The 26,250-nt window shown below is 73.3% G+C and carries 24 protein-coding genes and 1 tRNA gene; 14 read left to right on the top strand and 11 right to left on the bottom strand.

The annotated features are described in order from the left end of the window. The first annotated feature begins 28 nt into the window (after nt 1-28). The 3 genes from bcp to OHQ87_RS18925 all read left to right on the top strand — a co-directional run bounded on the left by bcp (nt 29) and on the right by OHQ87_RS18925 (nt 2,089). The gene (gene bcp / locus OHQ87_RS18915) at nt 29-505 is read left to right on the top strand and encodes a thioredoxin-dependent thiol peroxidase (protein ID WP_328339614.1); all 477 of its coding nucleotides are present in this window, start codon (nt 29-31) and stop codon (nt 503-505) included. Between the two features lie 905 nt (nt 506-1,410). Beyond that, a tRNA-Leu gene (locus OHQ87_RS18920) sits at nt 1,411-1,496 on the top strand. A 65-nt stretch (nt 1,497-1,561) separates the two neighbouring features. Continuing rightward, nucleotides 1,562-2,089: a GNAT family N-acetyltransferase gene (locus OHQ87_RS18925; protein ID WP_328339615.1), complete on the top strand. Its 528-nt coding sequence runs from the start codon at nt 1,562-1,564 to the stop codon at nt 2,087-2,089. Nucleotides 2,090-2,251: 162 nt separating this feature from the next. On the opposite strand, the gene OHQ87_RS18930 is transcribed toward OHQ87_RS18925, so the two are convergent. From OHQ87_RS18930 to OHQ87_RS18940, 3 genes are all read right to left on the bottom strand, one after another. Further along, nucleotides 2,252-3,388, bottom strand: coding sequence for an expansin EXLX1 family cellulose-binding protein (locus OHQ87_RS18930; RefSeq protein ID WP_328339617.1), 1,137 nt, complete (start codon nt 3,386-3,388; stop codon nt 2,252-2,254). Between the two features lie 54 nt (nt 3,389-3,442). Next, nucleotides 3,443-3,769, bottom strand: a complete 327-nt coding sequence (locus OHQ87_RS18935) for a hypothetical protein (RefSeq protein ID WP_328339619.1) — start codon at nt 3,767-3,769, stop codon at nt 3,443-3,445. Nucleotides 3,770-3,938: 169 nt separating this feature from the next. Further along, nucleotides 3,939-4,772 (bottom strand): O-methyltransferase, encoded by an 834-nt coding sequence (locus tag OHQ87_RS18940; RefSeq protein WP_328339621.1) that lies wholly within the window; start codon nt 4,770-4,772, stop codon nt 3,939-3,941. A 125-nt stretch (nt 4,773-4,897) separates the two neighbouring features. On the opposite strand from OHQ87_RS18940, the gene OHQ87_RS18945 reads away from it, so the two are divergent. The 7 genes from OHQ87_RS18945 to hutH all read left to right on the top strand — a co-directional run bounded on the left by OHQ87_RS18945 (nt 4,898) and on the right by hutH (nt 13,994). Next, complete coding sequence (locus OHQ87_RS18945) at nt 4,898-5,938, top strand: LCP family protein (protein WP_328339623.1); 1,041 nt, start codon at nt 4,898-4,900, stop codon at nt 5,936-5,938. Nucleotides 5,939-6,009: 71 nt separating this feature from the next. After that, on the top strand, nt 6,010-6,861 hold the full coding sequence (locus tag OHQ87_RS18950; protein WP_328339625.1) for a MurR/RpiR family transcriptional regulator: 852 nt from the start codon (nt 6,010-6,012) through the stop codon (nt 6,859-6,861). A gap of 12 nt (nt 6,862-6,873) precedes the next feature. Then, nucleotides 6,874-8,529, top strand: a complete 1,656-nt coding sequence (gene hutU / locus OHQ87_RS18955; RefSeq protein WP_328339627.1) for a urocanate hydratase — start codon at nt 6,874-6,876, stop codon at nt 8,527-8,529. A 55-nt stretch (nt 8,530-8,584) separates the two neighbouring features. Further along, complete coding sequence (locus OHQ87_RS18960) at nt 8,585-9,826, top strand: allantoate amidohydrolase (RefSeq protein ID WP_328339629.1); 1,242 nt, start codon at nt 8,585-8,587, stop codon at nt 9,824-9,826. Beyond that, a complete protein-coding gene (locus OHQ87_RS18965) occupies nt 9,823-11,178 on the top strand; it encodes a formimidoylglutamate deiminase (RefSeq protein WP_328348908.1) in 1,356 nt (451 codons plus the stop codon). Before OHQ87_RS18960 ends, OHQ87_RS18965 begins: the two co-directional genes overlap by 4 nt. Nucleotides 11,179-11,232: 54 nt before the next feature. Then, nucleotides 11,233-12,468, top strand: a complete 1,236-nt coding sequence (locus OHQ87_RS18970; protein ID WP_328339631.1) for an amidohydrolase family protein — start codon at nt 11,233-11,235, stop codon at nt 12,466-12,468. Continuing rightward, entirely contained in the window at nt 12,456-13,994 is a 1,539-nt protein-coding gene (hutH, locus tag OHQ87_RS18975) for a histidine ammonia-lyase (protein ID WP_328339633.1), read from the top strand. Before OHQ87_RS18970 ends, hutH begins: the two co-directional genes overlap by 13 nt. Before the next feature lie 400 nt (nt 13,995-14,394). On the opposite strand, the gene rdgB is transcribed toward hutH, so the two are convergent. From rdgB to clpS, 8 genes are all read right to left on the bottom strand, one after another. Then, nucleotides 14,395-15,009 carry an RdgB/HAM1 family non-canonical purine NTP pyrophosphatase gene (gene rdgB, locus OHQ87_RS18980; RefSeq protein WP_328339635.1) on the bottom strand — a complete coding sequence of 205 codons (615 nt, stop codon included), beginning with the start codon at nt 15,007-15,009 and terminating at the stop codon, nt 14,395-14,397. After that, complete coding sequence (gene rph / locus OHQ87_RS18985; protein ID WP_328339637.1) at nt 15,006-15,734, bottom strand: ribonuclease PH; 729 nt, start codon at nt 15,732-15,734, stop codon at nt 15,006-15,008. Before rph ends, rdgB begins: the two co-directional genes overlap by 4 nt. Nucleotides 15,735-15,934: 200 nt before the next feature. Further along, a complete protein-coding gene (locus tag OHQ87_RS18990) occupies nt 15,935-16,681 on the bottom strand; it encodes an MBL fold metallo-hydrolase (RefSeq protein ID WP_328339639.1) in 747 nt (248 codons plus the stop codon). 193 nt (nt 16,682-16,874) lie between these two features. Next, entirely contained in the window at nt 16,875-17,840 is a 966-nt protein-coding gene (locus tag OHQ87_RS18995) for a PLP-dependent cysteine synthase family protein (protein ID WP_328339641.1), read from the bottom strand. Nucleotides 17,841-17,851: 11 nt separating this feature from the next. Continuing rightward, entirely contained in the window at nt 17,852-18,241 is a 390-nt protein-coding gene (locus OHQ87_RS19000; protein WP_328339643.1) for a MoaD/ThiS family protein, read from the bottom strand. Nucleotides 18,242-18,302: 61 nt separating this feature from the next. Further along, nucleotides 18,303-18,791, bottom strand: a complete 489-nt coding sequence (locus tag OHQ87_RS19005) for a M67 family metallopeptidase (protein WP_328339645.1) — start codon at nt 18,789-18,791, stop codon at nt 18,303-18,305. A 55-nt stretch (nt 18,792-18,846) separates the two neighbouring features. Continuing rightward, entirely contained in the window at nt 18,847-19,341 is a 495-nt protein-coding gene (locus OHQ87_RS19010) for a DUF2017 domain-containing protein (protein ID WP_328348909.1), read from the bottom strand. A gap of 61 nt (nt 19,342-19,402) precedes the next feature. Beyond that, nucleotides 19,403-19,693, bottom strand: coding sequence for an ATP-dependent Clp protease adapter ClpS (gene clpS, locus OHQ87_RS19015; RefSeq protein WP_091251593.1), 291 nt, complete (start codon nt 19,691-19,693; stop codon nt 19,403-19,405). A gap of 448 nt (nt 19,694-20,141) precedes the next feature. On the opposite strand from clpS, the gene OHQ87_RS19020 reads away from it, so the two are divergent. From OHQ87_RS19020 to OHQ87_RS19035, 4 genes are all read left to right on the top strand, one after another. Continuing rightward, nucleotides 20,142-22,820 (top strand): LuxR C-terminal-related transcriptional regulator, encoded by a 2,679-nt coding sequence (locus OHQ87_RS19020; RefSeq protein ID WP_328339646.1) that lies wholly within the window; start codon nt 20,142-20,144, stop codon nt 22,818-22,820. A gap of 16 nt (nt 22,821-22,836) precedes the next feature. Then, entirely contained in the window at nt 22,837-24,123 is a 1,287-nt protein-coding gene (locus OHQ87_RS19025) for a nicotinate phosphoribosyltransferase (protein WP_328339647.1), read from the top strand. 136 nt (nt 24,124-24,259) lie between these two features. After that, nucleotides 24,260-24,841: an isochorismatase family protein gene (locus OHQ87_RS19030; RefSeq protein WP_328339649.1), complete on the top strand. Its 582-nt coding sequence runs from the start codon at nt 24,260-24,262 to the stop codon at nt 24,839-24,841. 64 nt (nt 24,842-24,905) lie between these two features. After that, nucleotides 24,906-26,120, top strand: a complete 1,215-nt coding sequence (locus OHQ87_RS19035; protein ID WP_328339651.1) for an MFS transporter — start codon at nt 24,906-24,908, stop codon at nt 26,118-26,120. The last annotated feature ends 130 nt before the right edge of the window (nt 26,121-26,250 follow it).

Consider the following 26,250-nt stretch of genomic DNA (forward strand, 5'->3'; position numbering starts at 1 on the left):
GTCGCACCCCGGCGGTAGGGTCGTCGCCATGACCGCGCCCGACCGCCTCGCCCCCGGTGACCCCGCCCCCGACTTCACCCTCCCCACCGACACCGGCGAGACGCTCTCCCTGGCCGCGCTGCGCGGTCGCCGGGTCATCCTGTACGCCTACCCGGCGGCGATGACCCCCGGCTGCACCAAGCAGGCCTGCGACTTCCGCGACTCGCTCGCCTCGCTCCGGGCCGCCGGCTACCAGGTGGTCGGCATCTCCCCCGACAAGCCCGCCAAGCTGGCGAAGTTCCGCGAGCGCGACGCGATCACCTTCCCGCTGGTCGCCGACGTCGACAAGGCGGTGCTCACCGCGTACGGCGCCTTCGGCGAGAAGCAGCTCTACGGCCGTACGGTGACCGGGGTGATCCGGTCCACCTTCGTGATCGACCCGGACGGAAAGGTCGAGCACGCGTTCTACAACGTGAAGGCCACCGGCCACGTCGCCAAGCTGCGCCGCGACCTCGGCCTCGACTGAGCGCGTCACACCCGGCCACTACGCTCGGCGTGTGGTCCGGTACCGATATCCACCCCAGGTGCTCGCCGAGGCAGCCGCCGCCGCCCACTCCGTCACCGGCGTGCTGCGGCTGCTCGGCGTACGCCTCAACGGTGGCTCACACGCCCATATCAGCCGGCAGTTGCGCCGCTTCGGCATCGACACCTCCCACTTCACCCGCCGCCCGGCGAGCAGCGGACCGCCCGGACGACGCACCCCGTCGGCCCAGGTGCTGCGTCCGCTCCCGGACGGTTCCCGACGCGTCCCGGGGGCCCGGCTCAAGGGCGCGCTACGCGACATCGGCGTACCGGACGAGTGCGAGGAGTGCGGCACCGGGCCGGTCTGGCGGGGCGGCCCGGTGACCCTGCATGTCGACCACCTCAACGGTGACTTCCTCGACAACCGGCCACCGAACCTGCGCCTGCTCTGCCCCAACTGCCACAGTCAGACCCCCACCTACGCCGGGCGCAACCGGTCAGCTCCGGCGCTTGTCGCATCCCACCCGCCCGTACCGCCACCGCGTCACGAACCGGTCGACGCAGAGCAGATCGCAGAGATGATCCGGCAGGTGGAGGTGGGTGCCGTCGGGCCGAGCGAGGCGGCCCGACGAATCGGTTGCCACCGTAACCACATCTCCCGGCTCCGGCACGGCTCGCCACCACCGGCAGCGTCACCGCCCCGCGCCGTGAGCCGGGCGGTTCCCCGCACCACCAGACCGTCATCCGGTATGCGCTGGCCCGTCCAGAGCTTGGCCCTCGGAAACTCGCCGAGTTCGTCCGACAGGCGACGGACGGCAGCTGCGTCGTCAGTCACGGGACGGTCTCGAACATTCTGCGCCGGGCCGGGCTCTCCACCGTTTCCGCCCGACGCTCTAAACTCTGACCCGAGCGGGAGTGGCGGAATGGCAGACGCGGTAGGTTTAGGTCCTATTGTCCGAAAGGACGTGGGGGTTCAAGTCCCCCCTCCCGCACCACCCGACCCTGTCAGGAGGGTCACGATCGGGGGCTCAGGTCGGGTCGGGGCGGCAGGATCGGCAGGGTGAGCCTGCGCTTCGTCCTCGACCCCGACCTCACCTCCGAGCTGCGTGAACAGGTCGTCGACCTCTGGGTCGACGCCACCAACGCCGGTGGTGCGGTCGGTTTCGTCGCCCCGGTCACCGTCACCGACGTACGCCCCGTCGCCGAGGCCGCCTTCGCCGCCGTCACCGACGGCCCGGACCGGCTGCTGGTCGGGTACGAGGGCGACCGGCCGGTCGCGGTGCTGTTCCTCACCGACAACCGGTTCCGGTTGAAGGCGCACTGGGGCGTCCTCAAGCGGGTGATGGTCCACCCGGACACCCAGGGGCGCGGCTACGGGCGGGCCCTGATGCGGGAGGCCGCCCGGCGCGCACCCGGGCTGGGCTGGCGGGCGCTGCACGTGACGGTGCGCGGCGGGCTGGGCCTGGAGGGGTTCTACGACCGGCTCGGCTACCGCGAGGTGGGCCGGCTGCCTGGCGCGCTGCGGGTGGCGCCCGGCGACGATCGTGACGAGATCCTCATGTGGCTCGACCTGGACACCCCAGCCTGACCACCCCCGCTCTGCCGCCCGATCAACCCAGGGTCGGCGACGCGGTGGCGTCGGCTGATTCCGCCACCGCAACCTCCCCGAGGTGGTGGCGCGGGCCGAGCCGACCCGCGAGGCGAGACAGCGCGAGGGCCGGGCAGCGCGAGGTGGGCGGCCGGCGGGCCGTCAGCCCCGCGAGGCGCAGCCGACCGGCCGGCCGGCGCCCGGCGCCGACGATGCGGCGAGAGCGGGCACGCCGGTCCCGTCCTGCGGGGCGGGTGCGGCGGCGGACGCGACCGCCGACGGGCTGGCGGTGGTCCGGCTCGCGGTGACGCTGGGGCGTGGCGAGGACGACCGGGTGGACGGGGTGGACGGGGTCGCCCGCGCAGCCGGGGCGCTGCCGCCGCCGTACATCTTCACGGTGCTGCGTTGCACCCGGCCGGGGGACATGGTGATGCCGGTGGCGGTGACCCGGTGGCCGTACACGTCGGTGACCCGGACGGCGTACGGCCCGGGACCGGCCCCGGAGTCGACCAGCCAGTAGTTGTAGTCCTGCCGGGCGGTGGTACGCCAGGCGCCGGAGCCCTGTCGTACCTCGACGGTGCGCAGCGGGTTGCCGTGCTCGGCGACCAGCACGGCGAACCAGTACTGCGAGGCGCCCTCCTTGATCCGGAAGGTGAGCGGGCCGGCCAGCGGCGGGTCGACCGCCGCACGGTAGCTGACGGTGACGATGCCCTGCACCGGGTCGGCGATCCGGGCGAACGCCTCGCGGGAGAGGTCGATGTGCCCGGCGGCGCACTCCGGGCACTGGTCCATGATCAGGACCCGGACGGTGCCCCGGGGGCCGGTGACGTCGAGGTAGCCGCCACAGGCCGCGCCGGCGCTGTACTCGGTGGGACCGAGCGCCACGTAGAGCCGGTTCGCCGGGGCGGACGGATAGGAGCAGTTCCCGCCGGCACCCTTCGAGTCGTAGAAGGTGGCCTTCCCCTTGTGGACCGTACCCCCGGTGGGTGGAGCCGCCAGCGGAATCTGCCCGGCGGCCAGGGCAACCGGCGCGACGCCGGCCGCCGCGGCGAACCCGGCCGGCGCGGCAAGCCCGCCCGGTGGGGCGGCGCAGGCCGGGGCGGCGCCGGAGCGCAGCGCCAGGCTGAGCCCGAGCACTGTGGCGAGCGCGGCGACGCCTCCGGCGACCAGCCAGCGGCGACGTCCGACGCCCCGGGCGCGGCGACGCCCCGGCCCGGGACGGCCGGCGGACCCGTCAGGGGCGCTGCGGACCGGCCCGGGGCCGCCTGTGGGTTCCTCGGACACGCTGCCATCGGTCACGCCGACCGATGCTGCCGGAGCGGGCGTCCCGGGGACAAGCCGCCTAAGCGAAAGCTAAGCCGGTCGACCGGTCTGGTCGCGGTAGAGCCCCGAAGCGATCACGGTGAGCGACCGCAGTGGCTCGGCGGTCTCCGGTCGGGTGCGCAGCAGGTCCTCCAGGCGGACCCGCCAACGGCCGGCTTCGACGGCGGCGGCGTCGGGGGTGGTCCGGGCCCACGGCCGCAGCCGCTGCTGGGTGTCCCGCAGGGACCGCGCGTGGTCGGGGCCGAGCAGCGCGCCGACCTCGTCGCACAACCAGTCGAAGAGCCGGTCGTCGGGGACGGCCGAAACGATCAGCCGGGCCATGTCCCAGGCCACGCGGGGCTGGTGGAGAACCTGCATCTCGACTCCTCCGTCGGTGGTGGTGGTTCGGCAATCATCGATCCATGACCGACCCGGGGCAACCCCCGGCCGGCGGAGTGCGCCTCGACCGTCCGGCACCGCCCCTGCCGCAGGGTGCCGTCCCCCGCCCGGCCCCGCCGGCCAGGCCCGGGTCACAGTCGGTCGGGCCTCACCAGGCGACGCCGATGCCGTCGCCGGGGTACCAGTGGTCGAGCGGGGTCTCCCGGTAGGCGAGAAACCGGCGGTCGGTGCGCTCGGCATGCTCGGCCAGCACGCCGGTGGTGGTGACGTTGTCGGTGAGCAGGATCGCGCCGGAGGCCAGCTTCGGCTCGACCGCGTCGAACTCGCGGCGCTCGTGGGCGTGGCTGTGGTCGCTGTCGTGCAGGAACAGGTCGACCGGCCGGTCCAGGGCGGCGATCGCGGTGACCGAGTCGCCGACCACCAGGTCGATCACGTCGGACCAGGGCGCGCTGCGGGCCAGGTAGCCGGCCTCCGGGTTGACGTCCAGCGAGGTGAGCCGGCCGGGGTGCCCCTCGGCGGCGTTGCGCAGCAGGGCGGCGGCGAGCACGCAGCTACCGAGCCCCTTGTCGGTGCCGGTCTCGACGACGTGGGCGGGGCGGGTGGCCCGGACGATCGCGTACCAGCCGACCCTGCGCGCGTAGCGGACCCGACGGTCGGCCAGGCCGCGTCGAGCGGACCGGGCGGTGGCCTGTTCGATGTGCCGGCGCAGCGCCGCGTCACCGGTGATCTCGGCGAGGTACCCCCGGACCCGGGCCACCGGGACGTCGCAGACCACGCTGACGAACCAGGTGAGGTGCTGTCGGCTGAGCTGGGTCAACTCGTAGGTGTAGTTGTGGTGCTCCCGGGAGGTGGCCAGCCACCTGGCCGAGGTGCGCAGCACCTTCACGTCGTAGCGGGCGACCCGGGCGAGCCGTCCGGGGAAGGCGGCCACCGGTGCCAGCGGGGTACGGGCGATGGCCCGGCGCAGTTTCGTCGCGTCCACGGCGAGGTTCTACCAGCCGCAGGTGACAGGCGACTGAACGTCCAGCGTCCGGCAGACCTTCGGCCCTCGTCCCCTCGGGCGTACGCGGGCTGCCCGACGGGGTGACGACTCAGTAACATGCGGCCATGCCAGCAGGCGAGCAGGTTTCGGATTCCGCCCCGGTCACCTCCACCGAGGGCCCCGGGTCACCGCCGAAGCGACGGCGGGGCTGGCGGATCGCGCTGGTGGTCGTGCTGGCGCTGGCCCTGCTCGGAGCGGGTGGCGTCGCGGCGGGCGCGCTCTATCTGCGCTCGGTGGAGAAGGACGTCGAGCGGGTGGACGCCTTCACCGGGGTGCCGACGGAGAACCGGCCGCCGGTGGTGGCCCGGGACGCCACGAACATCATGATCCTGGGCAGCGACTCCCGGGATCCGGAGCGGACCGAGGGGTCGCGTACCGACACGATCATCCTGGCCCACCTGCCGAAGGACCGGAAGAGCGCCCAGTTCGTCTCGATCCCCCGGGACACCTGGGTCCGGGTGCCCCGGTCGACCGACGGCCGGAACGGCGGTCGGACCGCGAAGATCAACGCGGCGTACGCCTGGGGCGGGATTCCGCTGATGGTGCAGACCGTCGAGGAGTTCACCAGGGTGCACGTCGACCACGTGGCGGTGGTCGACTTCGCCGGCTTCCAGGAGATCGTCGACGCGCTGGGCGGGGTGGACATCACCGTCGACCACCGCTTCACCTCGATCCACCCGCCGTTGCGCACCTTCGCCGCCGGTCGGCAGACGATGGACGGCGAGACGGCGCTTGACTACTCCCGGCAGCGCAAGCAGTTCCCGGACGGTGACTTCGCCCGGATCCGGCACCAGCAGCAGGTGATCCGGGCGATCCTCGACAAGGCGGCCACCGGGGGCATCCTGACCAGCCCGGGGAAGCTCGACGACTTCGTCCGGGCCGCCTCGGCGTCGGTCTCCGTCGACCGGGAGATGTCGCTGCTGGACCTGGCGACCGAGCTGCGCGGCCTGCGGGGCGGCAACCTGACCTTCGTCACCAGCCCGTCCCGGGGCACCGGCCGGGTGGGCACCGAGAGTGTGGTCTTCGCCGACGAGCAGAAGTCCGAGGCGTTCTACGACGCGGTCCGCCGGGACGCCACCGCCGAGATCGTCCGCGCCGCCCGCTGACAGGCGCAGCCGGCACGACGCGGGAACGGGCGACGCTTGCCCCTGAAATATTTCATGCATAGAGTCTCGGCATGAATGAAGGAGCCGTCGCCGCGCCGCCGGACCGGCTGCTCGGCCTGTTCCACGGGGTCCGGCTCACCCCCACCCAGCGGCGCATCGCGCACTGCCTGGTGCAGCACGCCGCCACCGTGGCCTACCTGTCGGCGGCCGAGGTGGCCGAGCTGGCCGGGGTCAGCCAGCCGTCGGTGACCCGGTTCGCCGTGGCGCTCGGCCACGACGGCTACCCGGCGCTGCGCCGCCGGCTGCGCGAGCTGACCGCCGCCGGCCCCGACGGCCGCCCCGACGACGGCAACGAACTGCAAGCCGCGGTACGTGCCGAGATGGCCAACCTGGAACGGCTGGCCGGCGAGTTGGCCGACCGGGACAAGATCGCCACCGCCGGCCGGCTGCTCGCGGCGAGCCGCCCGCTGCCGGTGCTCGGCCTGCGCGCCGCCGCCCCGCTGGCCGCCTACTTCGCCTACTTCGCCGCCAAGGTGCTTCCCGACGTCCGGGTCCTCGACGACGGCGGCAGCCTGCTCACCGACCGGCTCGAACAGGCCGCCTCGGCCGGGGCGGACGCGCTGCTCGCCTTCGTGCTGCCCCGCTACCCCCGGGAGACCCTCGACGCGCTGCGGGCGGCCCGCGAAGCCGGCCTCACCGTCGTCGCGATCACCGACTCCCCGGTCAGCCCCGCCACCGAGTACGCCGCACTGGTGCTCCCCGCCGCCGTCGGCACCGACCTCGTCTTCGACCTGCACACCGCCCCGATGACGCTGGCGATGGTGGTGCTCCAGGCGATCTGCGACGCCGCACCGCTCCAGACCCAACGCCGTCTGGAGGCGTTCGAGTCGTCCGCCGCCCGTCGTCAGTTGTTCCTCGGCTGAGAGGAGTACGCCATGCACCAGCCCGTCCGCGCCGCCCGTGGCACCACCCGTACCGCGAAGGGGTGGCCGCAGGAGGCCGCCCTGCGGATGCTGATGAACAACCTCGACCCGGAGGTGGCCGAACGCCCCGACGACCTGGTGGTCTACGGCGGCACCGGGAAGGCGGCCCGGGACTGGCCGTCGTACCACGCGCTGGTGCGCACGCTCACCGAGCTGCGCGACGACGAGACGATGCTGGTGCAGTCGGGCCGCCCGGTCGGGGTGGTGCGGACCCACGAGTGGGCCCCCCGGGTGCTGCTTGCCAACTCCAACCTGGTCGGCGACTGGGCCACCTGGCCCGAGTTCCGCCGCCTGGAGTCGCTCGGCCTGACCATGTACGGGCAGATGACCGCCGGTTCGTGGATCTACATCGGCACCCAGGGCATCCTCCAGGGCACCTACGAGACGTTCGCCGCGGTCGCCGCGAAGTGCTTCGGCGGCAGCCTCGCCGGGACGCTGACGCTCACCGCCGGCTGCGGCGGGATGGGCGGGGCGCAACCCCTCGCGGTCACCATGAACGACGGGGTCTGCCTGATCGTCGACGTGGACCGGACCCGGCTCGACCGGCGGGTGCACGACCGCTACCTCGACGAGGTGGCCGACGACCTGGACGACGCGGTCGCCCGGGTGCTGGCCGCGAAGCGGGACCGGCGGGCGTTGAGCGTCGGCGTTGTCGGCAACGCCGCCACCGTCTTCCCCGAACTGCTCCGCCGGGGCGTCGCGGTCGACGTGGTGACCGACCAGACCAGCGCGCACGACCCGCTGTCGTACCTGCCGGAGGGGGTGGAGCTGGCCGACGCCCGGGACTACGCGCAGGCCAAGCCGGCCGAGTTCACCGACCGGGCGCGGGCGTCGATGGCCAGGCACGTCGAGGCGATGGTCGGCTTCCTCGACGCGGGCGCGGAGGTGTTCGACTACGGCAACTCGATCCGGGGCGAGGCGCAGCTCGGCGGGTACCCGCGGGCGTTCGACTTTCCCGGTTTCGTGCCGGCGTACATCAGGCCGTTGTTCTGCGAGGGTAGGGGGCCGTTCCGCTGGGCGGCGCTCTCCGGCGACCCGGCCGACATCGCCGCCACCGACCGGGCCGTGCTCGACCTGTTCCCGGAGAACGAGTCGCTGGCCCGGTGGATGCGGATGGCCGCCGACCGGGTCGCCTTCCAGGGTCTGCCGGCCCGGATCTGCTGGCTGGGCTACGGCGAGCGGGACGTCGCCGGGGTTCGGTTCAACGAGATGGTCGCCGCCGGTGAGCTGTCCGCACCCGTGGTGATCGGCCGGGACCACCTGGACTGCGGCAGCGTCGCCAGCCCCTACCGGGAGACCGAGGCGATGGCCGACGGCTCCGACGCGATCGCCGACTGGCCCCTGCTCAACGCGCTTGTCAACACCGCCAGCGGCGCGTCCTGGGTGTCCATCCACCACGGCGGTGGGGTGGGCATCGGCCGGTCCATCCACGCCGGTCAGGTCTGTGTCGCCGACGGCACCGCGCTGGCCGGGCAGAAGATCGAACGGGTGCTCAGCAACGACCCGGCGATGGGCGTCATCAGGCACGTCGACGCCGGCTACGACTCCGCCCGCGACGTCGCCGCCCGCACCGACGTCCGCATCCCCATGGCGGAGGGCACCGCGTGAGCGCGAGGAGCGCAGCGAAGCGGAGCACCGCAGTCGCGAACAACGGAGGCACCGCGTGAGCAGTCTTGCCGGGCGGTTCCGGGAGTTGTGGGACGAGATCGCGCCGGTCGGCCGGGACGCCGACAGCGGCGGCTACCTGCGGTACGCGCTGACCGCGCCGGAGCTGCGGCTGCGGGAGTGGTTCCGGGCACAGGCCGACCTCCGGGGCATGCCGGTCAGCGAGGACGGCAACGGCAACCTCTTCGCCTGGTGGGGTGACCCGGGCGGCACCCCGCCCACCGGCACCCGGGACAGCGACGGCCCGACCGGAGGCGGGGCGGTGCTCACCGGCAGCCACTTCGACTCGGTGCCGCACGGCGGGGCGTACGACGGGCCGCTCGGCATCGTCAGCGCGTTCCTCGCCGTGGACGAGCTGCGGGCCTCCGGAGCCGTCCCGGTCCGGCCGGTGGTGGTGGCCGCGTTCGTCGAGGAGGAGGGTGCCCGGTTCGGCGTACCGTGTCTGGGATCGCGGCTGCTCACCGGCGAGATCGACGTCGACCGCGCGGCCGGGCTGCGCGACGCGGCCGGGGTGAGCTTCGCCGAGGCGCTGGGTGACCGGCCGGCGGGGGCCGACCCGGCGCTGCTCGGCCGGTTCGCCGCCTTCGTGGAGCTGCACGTGGAGCAGGGGCGGGTGCTTGTCGACGCCGACGCGCCGGTCGCGGTGGCGAGCGCCATCTGGCCGCACGGCCGGTGGCGCTTCGAACTGCGCGGCGAGGGCAATCACGCCGGTACGACCCGGATGGCCGACCGCCGCGACCCGATGCTCACCTACGCGTTCACCGTGCTGGCGGCGAACAAGGAGGCCCGGCTGCGCGACGCGCACGCCACAGTCGGCCGGGTGGCGGTGGAACCGAACGCCACCAACGCGGTCCCGTCGAAGGTGACCGGCTGGCTCGACGCCCGGGCCGCCGAGGCGGAGACCCTGCACGGCCTGGTCGAGGCGGTGCAGGCCAAGGCGGCCGAGCGGGCCCGGCGGGACGGCACCGAGCTGACCGTGACCCAGGAGTCGGCCACCCCGCTTGTCGCCTTCGACCGTGAGTTGGCCGACCGGTTGGCGGGACTGCTTGCCGCGCCGGTGCTGCCCACCGGGGCCGGGCACGACGCCGGGGTGCTCGCCGCGCACCTGCCCACCGCGATGCTGTTCGTCCGCAACCCGACCGGGGTGTCGCACTCCCCCGCCGAGTCGGCCACCGACGCCGACTGTGCGGCCGGGGTGGTCGCGCTGGCCCGGGTGCTGGAGGAGCTGGCATGCCACTGACCCGTTGGCTGGCCGAACAGGCGTGGCTGCCCGACCGTGCCGCACCGACCCCGGACGTGCTGATCGAGGCCGAGGACGGCCGGTTCACCGCCGTCACCCCGCTGGCCCGGGACACCGCACCGGACGCCGGGGTCGAGGTGCTGGCCGAGGCGGTACGACTGCCCGGGCTCACCCTGCCCGGCCTGGCCAACGCCCACTCGCACGCCTTCCACCGGGCGCTGCGCGGGCGTACCCACGGCGGTCGGGGCGACTTCTGGAGCTGGCGGGACGTGATGTACGCCGTCGCCGGCCGGCTCGATCCCGACTCCTACCTGGCCCTGGCCCGGGCCGCGTACGCCGAGATGGCGCTGGCCGGGGTCACCTGCGTCGGCGAGTTCCACTACCTGCACCACGGCCCCGACGGCCACCCGTACGACGACCCGAACGCGATGGGCGCGGCGCTGGTCGAGGCGGCGGCGCAGGCCGGTATCAGGATCACCCTGCTGGACGCCTGCTACCTGACCGCCTCGGTGGCCGGCGAGCCGTTGGCCGGGGTGCAGCGGCGCTTCGGCGACGGGGACGTGCGGCGCTGGGCGGAACGGGTCGACGGGTTCCGCCCAGCCGGGGCGCACGCGCTGCGCGGGGCGGCGATCCACTCGGTGCGCGCGGTGCCGGCGGACCAGCTCGCCACCGTCGCCGGCTGGGCGTACCGGCAGGGTGCCCCGCTGCACGTGCACCTGTCGGAGCAGCCCGCCGAGAACGACGCCTGCCGGACGGTGCACGGGCGTACCCCGACCGGGCTGCTCGCCGACCGCGGAGTGCTCGGCCCGGACGTCACCGCCGTGCACGCCACCCATCCGACCAGCGCCGACCTGACCCTGCTGGCCGAACACCGGACCGGGGTGTGTCTCTGCCCCACCACGGAACGGGACCTGGCCGACGGGATCGGCCCGGCCCGGCTGATGGCCGACGCCGGTATTCCGCTCAGCCTGGGCAGCGACAGTCACGCCGTGGTCGACCTGTTCGAGGAGGCCCGCGCGGTGGAGCTCGACGAGCGGCTGCGTACCCGGCGACGCGGGCACTTCGCCGCCGCCGCGCTGCGCGACGCGGCCACCGTCACCGGGCACGCCGCGCTGGGCTGGGCCGACGCCGGGCGGATCGCCGTCGGCGAACGCGCCGACCTGGTCACGGTCCGGCTGGACAGCCCGCGTACCGCCGGGGTGCCGCCGGTGGGGGTGTTCTTCGCGGCCACCGCCGCCGACGTCGACCAGGTGGTGGTGGACGGGCGGCAGGTGGTGCGCGACGGCCGGCACCTGACCGTGGACGTGCCGGCGGAGCTGCGCGCGGCGATCGCGGCGGTGACCGGTGCCTAGCCGTACCGGGTCGGCGGCGTGCGGAACGCGGCGGTCGGCGGCGGGAGGCGTGGCATGAGCAGTCTGTTGGTCGACGACATCGGCGAGCTGGTCACCAACGTGCCGGCGGCCGGCGGTGACGGGCCGTTGGGCCTGCGGCGCGGGGTCGCCCTGCTGGTGGAGGCGGGTCGGGTCGTCTGGATCGGGCCGGCCCGCTACGCGCCGGCCGCCGACCGGCGGATCGACGCCGAGGGCGGCGCGGTGCTGCCCGGGTTCGTGGACAGCCACGCCCACCTGGTCTTCGCCGGGGACCGGGCGGCCGAGTTCGCGGCCCGCATGGCCGGCGAGCCGTACACCGGGGGTGGCATCCGGACGACTGTCGGCGCGACCCGGGCGGCCTCCGACGACGACCTGCGGGACACCGTGCGCCGGCTGCGCGACGAGGCGATGCGGCAGGGCACCACCACCATGGAGATCAAGAGTGGGTACGGCCTGACCGTTGCCGACGAGGCCCGCTCGCTGCGGATCGCCGCCGAGGTGACCAGCGAGACCACCTTCCTCGGCGCGCACGTCGTCCCCGCCGAGTACGCGGGTCGTCCCGACGACTACGTGGGGCTGGTGTGCGGGCCGATGCTCTCCGCCGCCGCGCCGTACGCCCGCTGGGTGGACGTGTTCTGCGAGCGCGGCGCGTTCGACGCCGACCACGCGCGGGCGATCCTCACCGTCGGACAGGCCGCCGGGCTGGGGTTGCGGCTGCACGCCAACCAGCTCGGGCCGGGGCCGGGGGTGCGGCTCGGGGTGGAACTCGGTGCGGCCAGCGTCGACCACTGCACCCACCTGTCCGACGCCGACGTCGACGCGCTTGCCGGCTCGGCGGGGGCCGACGGGTCGGCCTCCGGGGACGGCTCGACCTCCGCGGACGGGCGGGCGGGCACCGTGGCGACCCTGCTGCCGGGTGCGGAGTTCTCCACCCGGTCGCCGTACCCGGATGCCCGGCGGTTGCTCGACGCGGGGGTGACCGTGGCGCTGGCCACCGACTGCAACCCCGGGTCGTCGTACACCTCCTCGATGCCGTTCTGCGTCGCGCTGGCCGTCCGTGAGATGCGGATGACCCCGGCGGAGGCGGTCTGGGCCTCGACGGCCGGCGGCGCACGGGCGTTGCGCCGGACCGACGTCGGGGTGCTGCGTCCCGGGGCGCGCGCCGACCTGATGATCCTCGACGCCCCGTCCCACCTGCACCTGGCCTACCGGCCGGGTGTTCCACTGGTCCGCCAGGTCCTGCACAACGGAGTGCCGCAATGTCGACTGTGACCGTCCAACCCACCGGGATCACCCCCGCCGACGTGCTCGCCGTGGCGCGCGGCGACGCCCGGGTCGTGCTCGCCCCGGCCGCCGTCGACGCGATGGTCAGCAGCAGGTCCATCGTGGACGGCATCGAGGCCGCCGGCCGCCCCGTGTACGGCGTCTCCACCGGCTTCGGGGCGCTGGCCAACACCTTCGTCGCCCCGCAGCGCCGGGCCGAGTTGCAGCATGCGCTGATCCGCTCGCACGCCGCAGGCATCGGCGCGCCGATGCCCCGGGAGGTGGTCCGGGCGATGATGCTGCTGCGGGTCCGCTCGCTGGCACTGGGCCGTTCCGGGGTCCGGCCGCTGCTCGCCCAGGGGCTGGTCGACCTGCTCAACGCCGACGTCACCCCGTGGGTGCCGGAGCACGGTTCGCTCGGCGCGTCCGGTGACCTGGCGCCGCTGGCGCACTGTGCACTGGTGCTGCTGGGCGAGGGATGGGTGCTCGGCCCGGCCGGTGAGCGGGTCGACGCCGCCGACGCGCTGCGCGACGCCGGGCTGACCCCTGTCGCGTTGGCCGCCAAGGAGGGGTTGGCGCTGATCAACGGCACCGACGGCATGCTCGGGATGCTGCTGCTGGCCGTCGCGGACGCCCGGCACCTGTTCACCATGGCCGACGTGACCGCCGCGCTGGCCATCGAGGCGATGCTCGGCTCGGAGCGGCCCTTCCTGCCCGAGCTGCACGCCATCCGGCCGCACCCGGGGCAGGCCGCCTCGGCGGCGAACATCCACCGGCTGCTCCAGGACTCGCGGGTGATGGACTCGCACCGTGATGACCTGGCACACGCCGTGCAGGACGCGTACTCGATGCGGTGTGCCCCGCAGGTGGCCGGCGCGGCCCGGGACACCCTGGACTTCGTCGTGACGGTGGCCGGCCGGGAGCTGATCTCGGTGGTGGACAACCCGGTGGTGCTGCCGGACGGTCGGGTCGAGTCGACAGGCAACTTCCACGGTGCCCCGCTCGGCTTCGCCGCCGACTACCTGGCCATCGCCGCCGCCGAGGTGGGGGCGATCGCCGAGCGCCGGGTGGACCGGTTGCTCGACGTGACCCGCAACCGGGACCTGCCGGCGTTCCTGTCCCCCGACGCCGGGGTGAACTCCGGGTTGATGATCGCCCAGTACACGGCCGCCGGGATCGTCGCGGAGAACCGCCGGCTGGCCGCCCCCGCCTCGGTCGACTCGCTGCCGACCAGCGGCATGCAGGAGGACCACGTCTCGATGGGCTGGGCGGGGGCCAGGAAGCTGCGCACCGTGCTGGACAACCTGACCAGCCTGCTCGCCGTGGAGCTGCTGGCAGCGGTCCGAGGGCTTCAACTCCGTGCGCCGCTGGTGCCGTCGCCGGCGGGACGGGCCGCGCTGGACGCGCTCGGCCCGGCGGCCGGCGCGCCCGGCCCGGACGTCTTCCTCGCCCCGGTGCTGGAATCGGCCCGTTCGGTGCTGGCCGGCCCCGACCTGCGCGCCGCCATCGAACGGCAGGTCGGCCCGCTGAGCTGACAGTGAGGCTGGCAGAAATGTGGCGGTCAGTAGTCAAGGCCGACTCGTCGCACCCGGCTACCGAGCGTGATCAAGCTCCCGAGGGCCACCACCCCGGTGCAGACCCTTTGCTCTGCTGCCACTGACGCGACAGGGGCTTGAACAGTGAAAACTCATACGCAGATTCCAAGAACAGTAATCCTGGCGAACACTCTGCGTGCCTGTCGCCTCGGGAGCAGCAGAGCAAAGGATGTGGGGTGGAAATGTGGGGGCCTGATCGAAACTACTTTCGGTGACTGGCTGCGGTGCCGTTCCTTAATCGACGGCCGGACGTCGGCGCGTATCCCGGCGACGATGAGTCGGTCGACGGCCGGCCGGCGTCGCATACGCCGGCGGGGCGACGGGTCGATCGACGGCTGGGTCAGCTGGCGGGCAGCACCTTGGCCGCCAGCTTCGCCAGCTCGCGCAGCGCCTTCCCCCGGTGGCTGATCGCGTCCTTCTCCTGCGGGGTCAACTCCGCGTTGGTCCGGTCCTGGCCGTCGCCGAGGAAGATCGGGTCGTACCCGAAGCCGCCCTCACCGCGCGGGGCACGCAGCAGCCGGCCGGGCTGGCGGCCGTCGACCAGGTGCTCCTTGCCGCCGGGCAGCACCAGCACGACGGTGCAGACGAAGGACGCCCCCCGGTGCTCGTCGGGCAGGTCGGCGATCTGGTCCAGCACCAGCTGGAGGTTGGCCCGGTCGTCGCCGTGCCGCCCGGCCCAGCGGGCGCTGAACACCCCCGGCATGCCGTTGAGCGCGTCGACCGCGATGCCGGAGTCGTCGGCGATGGTGGGCAGGCCGGTCCGCCGGCAGCCCTCCCGCGCCTTGATCAGGGCGTTCTCACCGAAGGTGAGACCGGTCTCCGGCAGCTCCGGGTACTCCTCGACGTCGTCCAGCCCCAGAAGGGCGATCCGGTGCGCGCCGAGCGCGCCGTCGAGGATGCGCTGGAGCTCCACCAGCTTCTTACGGTTACGGGTGGCGAGCAGGACCTTGTTCATGATGCGAGTGCCTTCCGCTGCGCCTCGGCCAGTTCCAGACAGCCCAACGACGCCACGTCCAGCAACGCGTCGAGCTGCGCCCGGGAGAAGACCCCGTCCTCGCCCGTGCCCTGCACCTCGACGAAGTCACCCTCACCGGTGCAGACGACGTTCATGTCCACCTCGGCGGCCACGTCCTCGACATAGCAGAGGTCGAGCAGCGGCTCACCGGCGACGATCCCGACGCTGACCGCGGCCACCGACCGGTGCATCACCTTCTCCGGCTTGCCGGCCAGCGACTTGCGGGTGGCAAGCCAGCTCACCGCGTCGTAGAGGGCGACGTACGCGCCGGTGATCGAGGCGGTGCGGGTGCCTCCGTCGGCCTGGAGCACGTCGCAGTCGAGCACGATCGAGTTCTCGCCGAGCGCCTTCAGGTCGACGCAGGCGCGCAGGCTGCGGCCGATCAGCCGGGAGATCTCGTGGGTCCGCCCGCCGATCTTGCCGCGGACGCTCTCCCGGTCCGAGCGGGTGTTGGTCGCCCGGGGCAGCATCGCGTACTCGGCGGTCACCCAGCCGAGCCCGGAGCCCTTGCGCCAGCGGGGCACGCCCTCGGTGACGCTGGCGGTGCAGAGCACCCGGGTCCCCCCGAACTCGACGAGCACCGAGCCCTCCGGGTGGGTGCTCCAGCCACGGGTCAGCGTCACCGGTCGGAGTTGGTCGGGTCGACGCCCGTCAGGTCGTGCCATCCCTGCACCCTATGCGGTGCGGTGATCGAGGCGTCCCGCGGTCTCCTCAGCCGGAGGCCGGGGGCTCTCCGGTCCGGGCCGGCGGGACCGGGGCGGCGTCGTGCACCCGCAGGAACCCGGCCACCGATGTCGGCCAGGAGTGCGCCAGACGACGGGCCGGCTAAGCGGCGGCGAACACTACCGCACGAATCCGGGCCGGGTCAGATGTCGTAGCTGGCACCGGCCCGGACCACTTCCAACGGCCCGGGGTACGCCCCGGCCGCCGCCGCGATGGTGTGCGACTCGCTGCCCCAGGCCACCACCAGATGGGTCAGCAGCAGCCGGCCCACCCCGGCCTTGGTGGCGGTCTCGCCTGCCTCCCGACCGGTGAGGTGCAGATCCGGCGGGTTGTCCACCCCGTCGAGGTAACTCGCCTCACAGAGGAAGACGTCGGCGTCCTGGGCGAGCCGCAGCAGCGCGTCGCAGGGGGCGGTGTCCGAGGAGTAGCAGAGCACCCGACCCTCGTGCTCCAGCCGCACCCCGTACGTCTCGACGGGATGGTTGACCCGGTCGACGGTGACGGTGAACGGGCCGATCGGGAAGGTGCCCGGCTGGAGGCCGTAGAACTGGTAGACGTCCTCCACGCTGCCGTCGTCCTGGCCGTAGGCGGTGGCGAGCCGGTCCGGGGCGCCCGGCGGCGCGTAGACCGGCAACGGCGGGTACGGGCCGTCCGGGGCGTACCGCCGGACCACCACGTACGACGCGGCGTCGAGGATGTGGTCGCAGTGCAGGTGGGTCAGGAGGATGGCGTCCGGGGCGTGCAGGCCGGCGTAGCGCTGGAGGGTGGACAGCGAACCGGACCCGAAGTCGACAAGTAGCCGGAAGCCCTGCGCCTCGACCAGGTAGGCCGAACAGGGGGACTCGGGACCGGGGAAGCTTCCCGCGCAGCCCAGGACGGTCAGCCGCATCCGGTGGCCCCGCGATTACTGTGAGTAGCCGAAACGCCGGGGGGAGCACCGCTGATGATCTCTACCGACGCGTACGCCACGCTGCGCAGCCTACGCGCAGCGACGGCGGGGCAAGAATCATCTTCTGGAAGTTGTCACCAACGTGACACCCACGGGGCCGGCCGACACTCCGCCGGCCGGCCCCCGCAGCTGGTCATGCCCAGAGCTGCCCTTCCAGGGCGCTCTCGGCGTCGGCGAGCGTGCCGCCGTACGCCCCGGTGGAAAGGTACTTCCAGCCGCCGTCGCAGACCACGAAGGCCACGTCGGCCCGGCGGCCGTCCCGCACCGCCTCGTGCGCCACGGCCAGGGCGGCGTGCAGGATCGCCCCGGTGGAGAAGCCGGCGAAGATCCCCTCCACCTCCACCAACTGCCGGGTACGCAGCACCGCGTCCCGGGTGCCCACCGAGAAGCGCCTGTTGAGCACCGTCGCGTCGTACAACTCGGGGACGTAACCCTCGTCGATGTTGCGCAGCCCGTAGACCAGCTCGCCGTAGCGCGGCTCGGCCGCCACCACCTGGATGCCCTCGACCTTCTCCCGGAGGAACCGTCCGGTGCCCATCAGGGTGCCGGTGGTGCCCAGGCCCGCCACGAAGTGCGTGATGGTGGGCAGGTCGTGCAGCAGCTCCGGCCCGGTGGTCTCGTAGTGGGCCCGCGCGTTGGCCTCGTTGCCGTACTGGTAGAGCATCACCCAGTCCGGGTGCTCCGCCGCGATCTGCTTGGCGGTGGCGACCGCCTGGTTCGAACCGCCCGCCGCCGGCGAGAAGATGATCTCCGCGCCGTACATCCGGAGCAGCTGGACCCGTTCGGTGGAGACGTTCTCCGGCATCACGCAGACCAGCCGGTAGCCGCGCATCTTGGCCACCATGGCCAACGAGATGCCGGTGTTGCCGCTGGTCGGCTCGAGAATCGTGTCGCCCGGCCGGAGACTGCCGGCCTGCTCGGCCGCCCGGACCATGAACAGCGCCGCGCGGTCCTTGATGCTGCCGGTGGGATTCCGGTCCTCGAGCTTCGCCCAGAGCCGCACCGGCGGTGCCCCGTCGGGCACCGTCGGCGAGAGCCGGGGCAACCCCACCAGGGGGGTGCCACCGCAGGCGTCGAGCAGGCTGTCGTACCGCGTCATGACGCCCGCCCTCAGCGGGCGGCGACGGCCACGCGCCGAGCCACCGCGGACGACGCGGTCGCCGCGGCGGCGGCGTGCTGGCTGACCCGGTGCTGGCTGATCGCCGCTGCGGCGGCGAAGCCGAACGCGCCACCGGCGACGGCCGGCAGGACGGTCACGCTGTCACCGTCGTTGAGCTTGGCGTCGAGCGCGCCCAGGAACCGGACGTCCTCGTCGTTGACGTAGACGTTGACGAACCGGTGCAGCGCGCCGGCGTCGGTGACCAGCCGGCCCTTCAGGCCGGCGTGCCGGGAGTCCAGGTCGGTGAGCAGGTCGCCCAGGGTGTCCCCGGCGCCCTCGACGACCTTCGCGCCGCCGGTGTAGCTGCGCAGGATGGTGGGGATGCGAACCTCGATGGCCATGACGTACTCCTTGGTCGGGTGTGCCTCGGTGCCGGACGGAAAGGGTGTGCGGAGCTGAAGGTCAGCTGCCGGAACACTCGTAGTCGACCGTCGCCGGGCTCTGCCCGAACATGTAGGACTGGACCGCGTGCGGGTCCACCCCGGCATCCACGATCCGCACCGGCTCCTCGGTCACCACGCCGTCGACGATCCGGAACGACCGGATCTCCTCGGTGTCCGGTTCGCGGGTGGAGACCAGCAGGTAGTGCGCGCCCGGCTCACCGGCGAAGGCCACGTCCGTGCGGGACGGGTATGCCTCGGTGGCGGTGTGCGAGTGGTAGATGACGACCGGCTCCTCGTCGCGGTCGTCCATCTCCCGCCACACCCGCAGCTGCTCCATCGAGTCGAACTCGTAGAACGTCATCGAGCGGGCCGCGTTGTCCATCGGGATGTGCCGGGTCGGGGTGTCGCCGCCGACGGGTCCGGCGACCACTCCGCACGCCTCGTCGGGGTGGTCCCGGCGCGCGTGGGAGACGATCGCCTCGACGATCGACCGGTCGATGCTCAGCACGTCACCCAGCCTAGCGCCCGCCCGCCGCGCCCGGCGAGGCGGTGACCGTCACACTTCAGTCGATCAAGGCGTTGAGCAGGGATTCCTGGAGATAACCGAGGTAGGCGTAGACCGACAGTTGGAACACCCGGGACGAGGTCGGGTCGTCGGCGACCGCGTCGTCGAGCTCCTCGCCCAGGTCGGTGCCGTCCTTGACCTCCAGCCGGACGCCCATCGCGAGCCGGGCGTCGTTGAGCGCGCGAAGCCACGCCTCGGCCGCCTCGGCGTCCAACCGCACCTCGCCGCCGGCGGAGTCGGGCAGTGCGGCGAGCACCGCGCCGGCCTGGTCGATCTTGGCGGTCTTGAGGTCGCCCTCGGTGTACAGGCGGAACTCCGCCGTACCCGCCGGGTCGTCCGGGTACGCCTCGGGGAAGAGCCGGCCGACGACCGGGTCGGCATGGTCGAAGCCGTCGGTGAGCAGGCCGACCACCTCACTGGCGACCTTGCGCAGCACCCGGGCCTCGTCCACGGCGAAGGTCGCCACGTACCGGTCTCCCTGCCGACGGAACATACTCACGGGGCCACCTCGGTTCGCGACTGCGGGGCTCGCAACACCGGCTCACTCCTCGCGCTCACGAGCGGTCCACCGTCGCCCAGAGGCCGTACGCGTGCAACTGCGACGCGTCGTGCTCCATCCGCTCGCGGGCGCCGCTGGACACCACCGCCCGGCCCTTGTGGTGCACGTCCAGCATCAGCTTCTCGGCCTTCTCCCGGCTGTAACCGAACAGCTTCTGGAAGACCCAGGTCACATACGTCATGAGGTTGACCGGGTCGTCCCAGACGATCGTCACCCACTGCCGGTCCGCGACCGGCACCTCGTCGGTGTCCGGCGTCTCGACCGGTGCAACCTGTGGAGCCGCCATGCCCCCCATCGTGCCACCGGAAGTGGCGATCCGATGAACCGGAACGCCGGCGCGACCCTGATCACCCTCCCGAGCTGCGGAAACCCGGTGAGATACGGATATCGGGAAAAACCGGAGGGACGCCCGGTGGTGCCGGCGAGCCGGCTGCCCGACGCACCGGCGGAAACCCCGGGGGACGCGAAGAGCGTCTCGGCCGTCGGCCTCCGGCACCAGGTCGTGGTGCCGGTCGACGCGCCGGCCCCGGCCCGGACGACGTCGCGCACCCGCGCGGGGCGTCGGACCGGTACCGGTCACCCGGCGGCAGGTTGCGGTACGCGAATCCATCCGGCGGCAACCGTGCGCATACTCCGCCGACGCATTGCGGATACTCAGTGCCAATCACGGAGTTACTCCACTTCACCGCGTGACCGGGTGGCTCTGGACCGATCCACATCGATACGCTGCGTGGATGAGTCGGTGGAGCTTCGTCGGCCGTACGGATGAGCTCACCCGTCTACTGGCGGCGACGCACGGCGGTCAGGGACACGGGCTCTTCTTCAGCGGCAGCGCGGGCGTCGGCAAGAGCCGGTTGCTGCGCGAGGGGGTCGCGACCCTCCCCGCCGACCGCTACGCGCTGTCGTTCGTCGCGGCCAGCACGGCCACCGCGGCGCTGCCCTTCGGCGGGCTCGCCCCGGTGCTGCCGGCCGAGCAACCGCCGGGCCTCTCCCCTGCCGGGGTGCTGCGCTGGGGGGTCGACGTACTCCGCGAGCAGGCGGCCGGGCGGCGCATCGTGCTCGCCATCGACGACGCCCACCTGCTCGACCCGCCCTCGGCGGCACTGGTCCACCTGCTCGCCCGCGTCGAGAACACCACGGTGCTGGGGACGCTGCGCAGCGGTGAGCAGATCCCGCTGCCGATCCGGGCACTGTGGACCGACGACCTGGTCGAGCACACCGAACTGGCCCCGCTGGGCGCGGGCGAGACCACCGGCCTGCTCGCCGCCATCCTCGGCGGGCCGGTCGACGCCGGCTCCGCCGAGAGACTGTTCCGGCTCTCCGCCGGCAACCCCCTGCTGCTGCGGGAACTGGTCCTGGCCGCCGCCACCGGAGGCGAGCTGGTCCGCAGCTACGGGGGGTGGCGGTGGACCGGACGGCTGGAGCTGGCCCCCAGCCTCACCGACCTCGTCGACACGCGGATCGGGCAGCTGGAGACCGGCGTCCGGACGGTGGTCGAGCTGGTCGCCTTCGGTGAACCGCTCGGCCTGCACCTGCTCGAACGGGCCGCCGACCCGGCCGACGTGGAGGTGGCCGAGGAACGCGGCCTGATCACCGTCGGACCGGACGACAGGCGGGTCGACGCCCGACTCGCCCACCCGCTCTACGGCGAGGTGATCCGCCGACGTTGCCCGGTCAGCCGGACCCGCCGTCTCCAGGCCCAGCTGGCCGAACGGTTGGAACTGGTCGGCGCCCGCCGCCGGGGCGACCTGCTGCGGGTGGCGGTGTGGCGGCTGAACTCCGGCACCGCCCAGGACCCGGCGCTGCTGCTCGACGCGGCCGGCCAGGCGTTCACCCGGTACGACGTACCGCTGGCCACCCGGCTGGCCCGGGCGGCGCTCGACGCCGAGGGCGGTTTCCACGCCGCCGAACTGCTGGCCACCCTCCTGATGTTCGGCGACCGGCCGGAAGAGGCGATCGGCGTGCTCGACGCGGTGGCCGGTGACCTCGTCTCCGAGGAGCGGCGCAGCCGCTGGCTGGCCGTCCGCGCGATAGTCGGCTACTGGGGTCTGCGTCAGCATTCCATGGTGGACACGATCGCGGCGGCCGGCCACACCCTGACCGACCCCGGGCACCGGGCCCGGCTGCGGGCCTTCGAGGCGATCATGCGGCTGCACGGCCTGGACGTCGACACCGCGGTACGGCTCGCCCGTTCGGTGCTGGACCACCAGGCGCCCGGCGTCGCGGCCCGGGAACTCGCCCGGTCCACCATCGCCCACGCCGACGCGGTGCGCGGCCGGTTCCGGGCCAGCGCCTCGGCGATCGACCGGGTGCAGGCGGAGGCGGCGGACTGGCGGGCCGACATGCCGTACCTGCAACTCGCCATGGAGCTGGCCCGGGGCACCAGGTTGGCGCTCTGCGGGGACCTGACCGGCATCGACGCCCTCGCGGCCGACGAGTTCGCCGACCAGGCGGGCGCCGGGGACTTCCGGCTCGGCACCGGCTACCTGTCCATCCTCCAGGCGTACGCGGCGCGGCTGCGCGGTCGCGCCGACGACGCGCTCAAGGCCAGCGTCGGCGCCTGCGCGGTGCTCGCCACCGGCCGGGTCTTCGCGGGGTTGGCGCACGCCGAGCGGGCCCAGGCGGCGGCGCTGCGCGGCGACGTGGCGACCGCGACCGAGGCGATGGCCGAGGCGGACCGGGCCCAGACCCCCGGGATGGCAATCCTCCAGCCGTGGCTGGAGCAGGCCCGGGGTGCGGTGCTGGCCGCCGCTGGCGATCTGGTCGGGGCGACCAGGCAGCTCGGCGAGCTGGCCGACCGGCTGCGCGCCGACGGCTTCGCCGGTCACGAGGTGCTCGTCCTGCACGACCTGGTCCGGCTCGGCCAGGCCACCGCCCCGGTCGGACCGACCCGCGCCGACGGCAGCCGGCGTACGGTGGCGCAGCGACTGGCGGAGCTCTGCGGGACCGTCGACGGAGCGCTGACGCCGCTGCTCGCCCGGCAGGCACGAGCCGCCGCGGAGGGCGACGGGACAACCCTGCTGGAGGTGGCCGACGAGCTCGCCAAGCTCGACCTGACGGTCTGGGCGGTCGACGCCACGGCGACGGCGCTGCGTGGGTGGCGTCGGGACCGGTCGACGTCGGCCGCCGCCGCGCACGAACGGCTCGCCGCCCTGCTCACCCACTGCGACCGGATTCGTACCCCCGCGTTTGACGCGCTGCGTCCCACGCTGAGCGCCCGGGAGCTGGAGGTCGCCGGCCTCGCCGCCGCCGGGATGACCAGCCGGGTCATCGCGGGCCGGTTGTTCCTGTCGACCCGGACGGTGGAGAACCATCTCCAGCGGGTCTACGGCAAGCTCGGCATCACCAGCCGCGCCAAGCTCGGCGCGGCGCTGCGGTGGATCCCGGGCCACGACGGCAACCCGGCCGGGTGAACTCTAGGCTGGGCTGGTGAACCGTCTTCGCCCCGCGCTGCTGACCGACCACTACGAGCTGACCATGGTCGGTGCCGCCCTGCGGGACGGCACCGCAGACCGCCGCTGCACCTTCGAGGTGTTCAGCCGGCGGCTGCCCACCGGACGCCGGTACGGGGTGGTCGCCGGGACCGGCCGCCTGATCGACATGATCAGGGACTTCCGGTTCGCCGCGGAGGAGGTCGAGTTCCTGCTCCGGACCGGGGTGGTGGACGAGCCGGCCGCCCGGTGGCTGGCCGACTACCGCTTCACCGGCGACATCGACGGGTACGCCGAGGGTGAGCTGTTCTTCCCCGGGTCCCCGATCCTCACCGTCTCCGGTGGCTTCGCCGAGTGCGTGGTGCTCGAGACACTGGTGCTGTCGGTGCTCAACCACGACTGCGCGGTGGCCGCGGCAGCCGCCCGGATGGTCACCGCGGCCCGGGGTCGGGCGCTGATCGAGATGGGTTCCCGGCGGGCCCACGAGGAGGCGGCGGTGGCCGCCGCGCGGGCGGCGTACCTGGCCGGGTTCCGGTTCACCTCCAACCTCGCCGCCGGCCAGCGCTACGGCATACCCACCGCCGGGACCGCCGCGCACGCGTTCACCCTGCTGCACGACGACGAGCGGACGGCGTTCGCCTCGCAGGTCGCCACGCTGGGCAGGGACACCACGCTGCTCGTCGACACGTACGACATCAGCCAGGGCATCCGGACCGCCATCGAGGTGGCCGGGCCGGAACTGCGGGCGGTCCGGATCGACTCCGGCGACCTCGCGGTCATCGCCCAGCAGTCCCGGGAACTGCTCGACTCGCTCGGCGCCACCGAGACGAAGATCATCGTGTCGGGTGATCTCGACGAGTACGCCATCGCCGCGCTCGCCGCCGAACCGGTCGACATGTACGGCGCCGGCACCGCAGTGGTCACCGGTTCCGGTGCGCCCACCGCCAGCCTGGTCTACAAGTTGGTCGAGGTGGAGGGACGGCCGGTGGTCAAGCGCTCCGAGAACAAGGCCACCATCGGCGGCCGGAAGGTCGCGGTACGCCGGCACAAGCCCACCGGTACCGCCACCGAGGAGGTCGTCGTCTCGCAGGGCGTACCGGACCGGCAGGCCAACGACCGGCTGCTCCAGCACTCGTTCGTGATCGACGGTGAGCCCGTCGACCTGCCGGGCATCGAGAAGTCCCGCGAACACCTGCGGCAGTGTCTGATCTCCATTCCGTGGGAGGGGTTGAAGCTCTCCGCCGGTGACCCCGCGATCCCGGTCACCGTCGTACCGGCAGGTTGAGTCGTACCGGCAGGTTGAGTCGTACCGGCAGGTTGAGTCGTACCGGCAGGTTGAGTCGTCCGGGCATGCTGGGTCCTACTGGCAAGCGGGGTCGAGCCGGCTGATTCGTGCCGGCGAGTGGAGGGAGGGCACACCGATGGCCAACGCGCTGATCATCGTGGACGTGCAGAACGACTTCTGTGAGGGCGGCTCGCTCGCCGTCACCGGAGGCGCCGGGGTCGCCGTCGGCATCTCCGGGCTGCTGGCGGCGCAGCCGCAGAGGTGGGATCACGTGGTCGCCACCAAGGACTACCACGTCGACCCGGGGGCGCACTTCGGAGATCCGCCGGACTACGTCGAGTCCTGGCCCCGGCACTGCGTGGTCGGCACCTCGGGCAGCGAGTTCCACCCCGACCTGGCGACCGACCGGGTCGAGGCGATCTTCCACAAGGGCGAGCACGCCGCCGCGTACTCCGGGTTCGAGGGGCACGCCGCCGACGGTGAGCGCCTGGCCGACTGGCTGCGCCGGCACCACGTGGACCGGGTCGACGTGGTCGGCATCGCCACCGACCACTGCATCCGGGCGACCGCCCTGGACGCCGCCCGGGAGGGCTTCGCCACCACCGTGCTGCTCGACCTGACGGCGGCGGTCGCGCCGGCGACGCTGGACGTGGCGCTGCGGGCGATGGACGGTGCCGGGGTGACCCTGCACGGTGAGCCGGTGATCAGCGTCGCATGAGCCGGTAATCGCTTGCCGATGTCGTACCTCCGGTCGAGGATGACCGCCGGAGGTACGGAGCATCATGACGTTGACGCCTTACCGGGAGGCCCTCTCCCAGCCTGGTCTGCGGGCCCTGCTACTGGTGGCGGTGCTGGCCCGCATCCCGCTCACCGCGACCGGGGTGACCCTCACCTTCTTCGTGGTGCTGGAGCTGGGCCGTGGTTACGGTGCCGCAGGCCTGGTCGGGGCCGCGTCGGTCGCCGGCACGGCCCTCGGCTCGCCTCTGCTCGGCCGGCTGGTCGACCGGCGCGGCCTGCGCCCGGTGCTCGCCGTGACCACAGCCGTCGAGGCGGTCTTCTGGGCGAGTGCTCCGACGTTGCGCTTGTCGCTGCTCCTGCCCGCCGCGTTCGTGGCCGGGCTGTTCGCACTGCCGGTCTTCTCGGTGGTCAGGCAGTCGATCGCCGCGCTGGTCCCGGCGCAGCGCCGACGCCCCGCGTACGCGCTGGACTCGATGTCGATGGAGCTGTCCTTCATGATCGGCCCGGCACTGGCCGTGGCGCTCGCCACCGCCGTCTCGCCCCGGGTCACGCTCTGGGCGGTCGGCGCGGGCATCGTCGGATCCGGCATCGTCCTCTGGCTGCTCGACCCGCCGATCCGCAGCGCCGAGGAGCCGGTAGGTCCGCAGCCCCGGGTGCCCCGGCGGCAGTGGCTGACCACCCGCCTGCTCGCCGTGTTCGCGGTGAGCGCCGCCGCCACCCTGGTGCTCGGCGGCACCGACGTGGCGGTGGTGGCCGTGCTGCGGGCCGGTGGCGAGGTCGGCTGGACCGGTGCGGTGCTCACCGCCTGGGCGGTCGCGTCGCTGGTCGGCGGCTTCGCGTACGGGGCTGTGCGCCGATCGTTCTCCCCGTTGACCCTGGCCGTGCTGCTCAGCCTCTGCACCATCCCGGTCGGGCTGGGCGGCGGTCACTGGTGGCTGCTCTGCCTGACCCTGCTGCCCGCCGGCGCGCTCTGCGCCCCCACCATCGCCGCCACCGCCGACGCGGTCAGCCGGCTCGCTCCCGCCGGGGTGCGTGGTGAGGCGATGGGCCTGCACGGCTCCGCCGCCACGGTCGGCATCGCCCTCGGTGCTCCCCTGGCCGGCGCGGTGATCGACGCCTCGGTGCCGCTGTGGGGCTTCGCGGTCACCGGGGCCGTGGGCCTGCTGGTGACCCTGCTGGTCCTACCGGTGGAGCTACGTCACCGCCGGCCGCCCACCACCCCCGAGCACACCGCCGAACTGGCCCCCGCCACCATCTGACGGCGGCACAGCGGCACAGCGGCACAGCGGCGAACCTACTTCTCTCGTGGAGCGGTATGCCACAGCGTCATAAATATGACGCTGTGGCATACCGCTCCTACGAGGATGTGTCGCTCCGGCGACCAACACC

It is taken from the genome of Micromonospora sp. NBC_00421 (assembly GCF_036017915.1).
In the GTDB taxonomy this organism is placed as follows: Bacteria; Actinomycetota; Actinomycetes; order Mycobacteriales; family Micromonosporaceae; genus Micromonospora.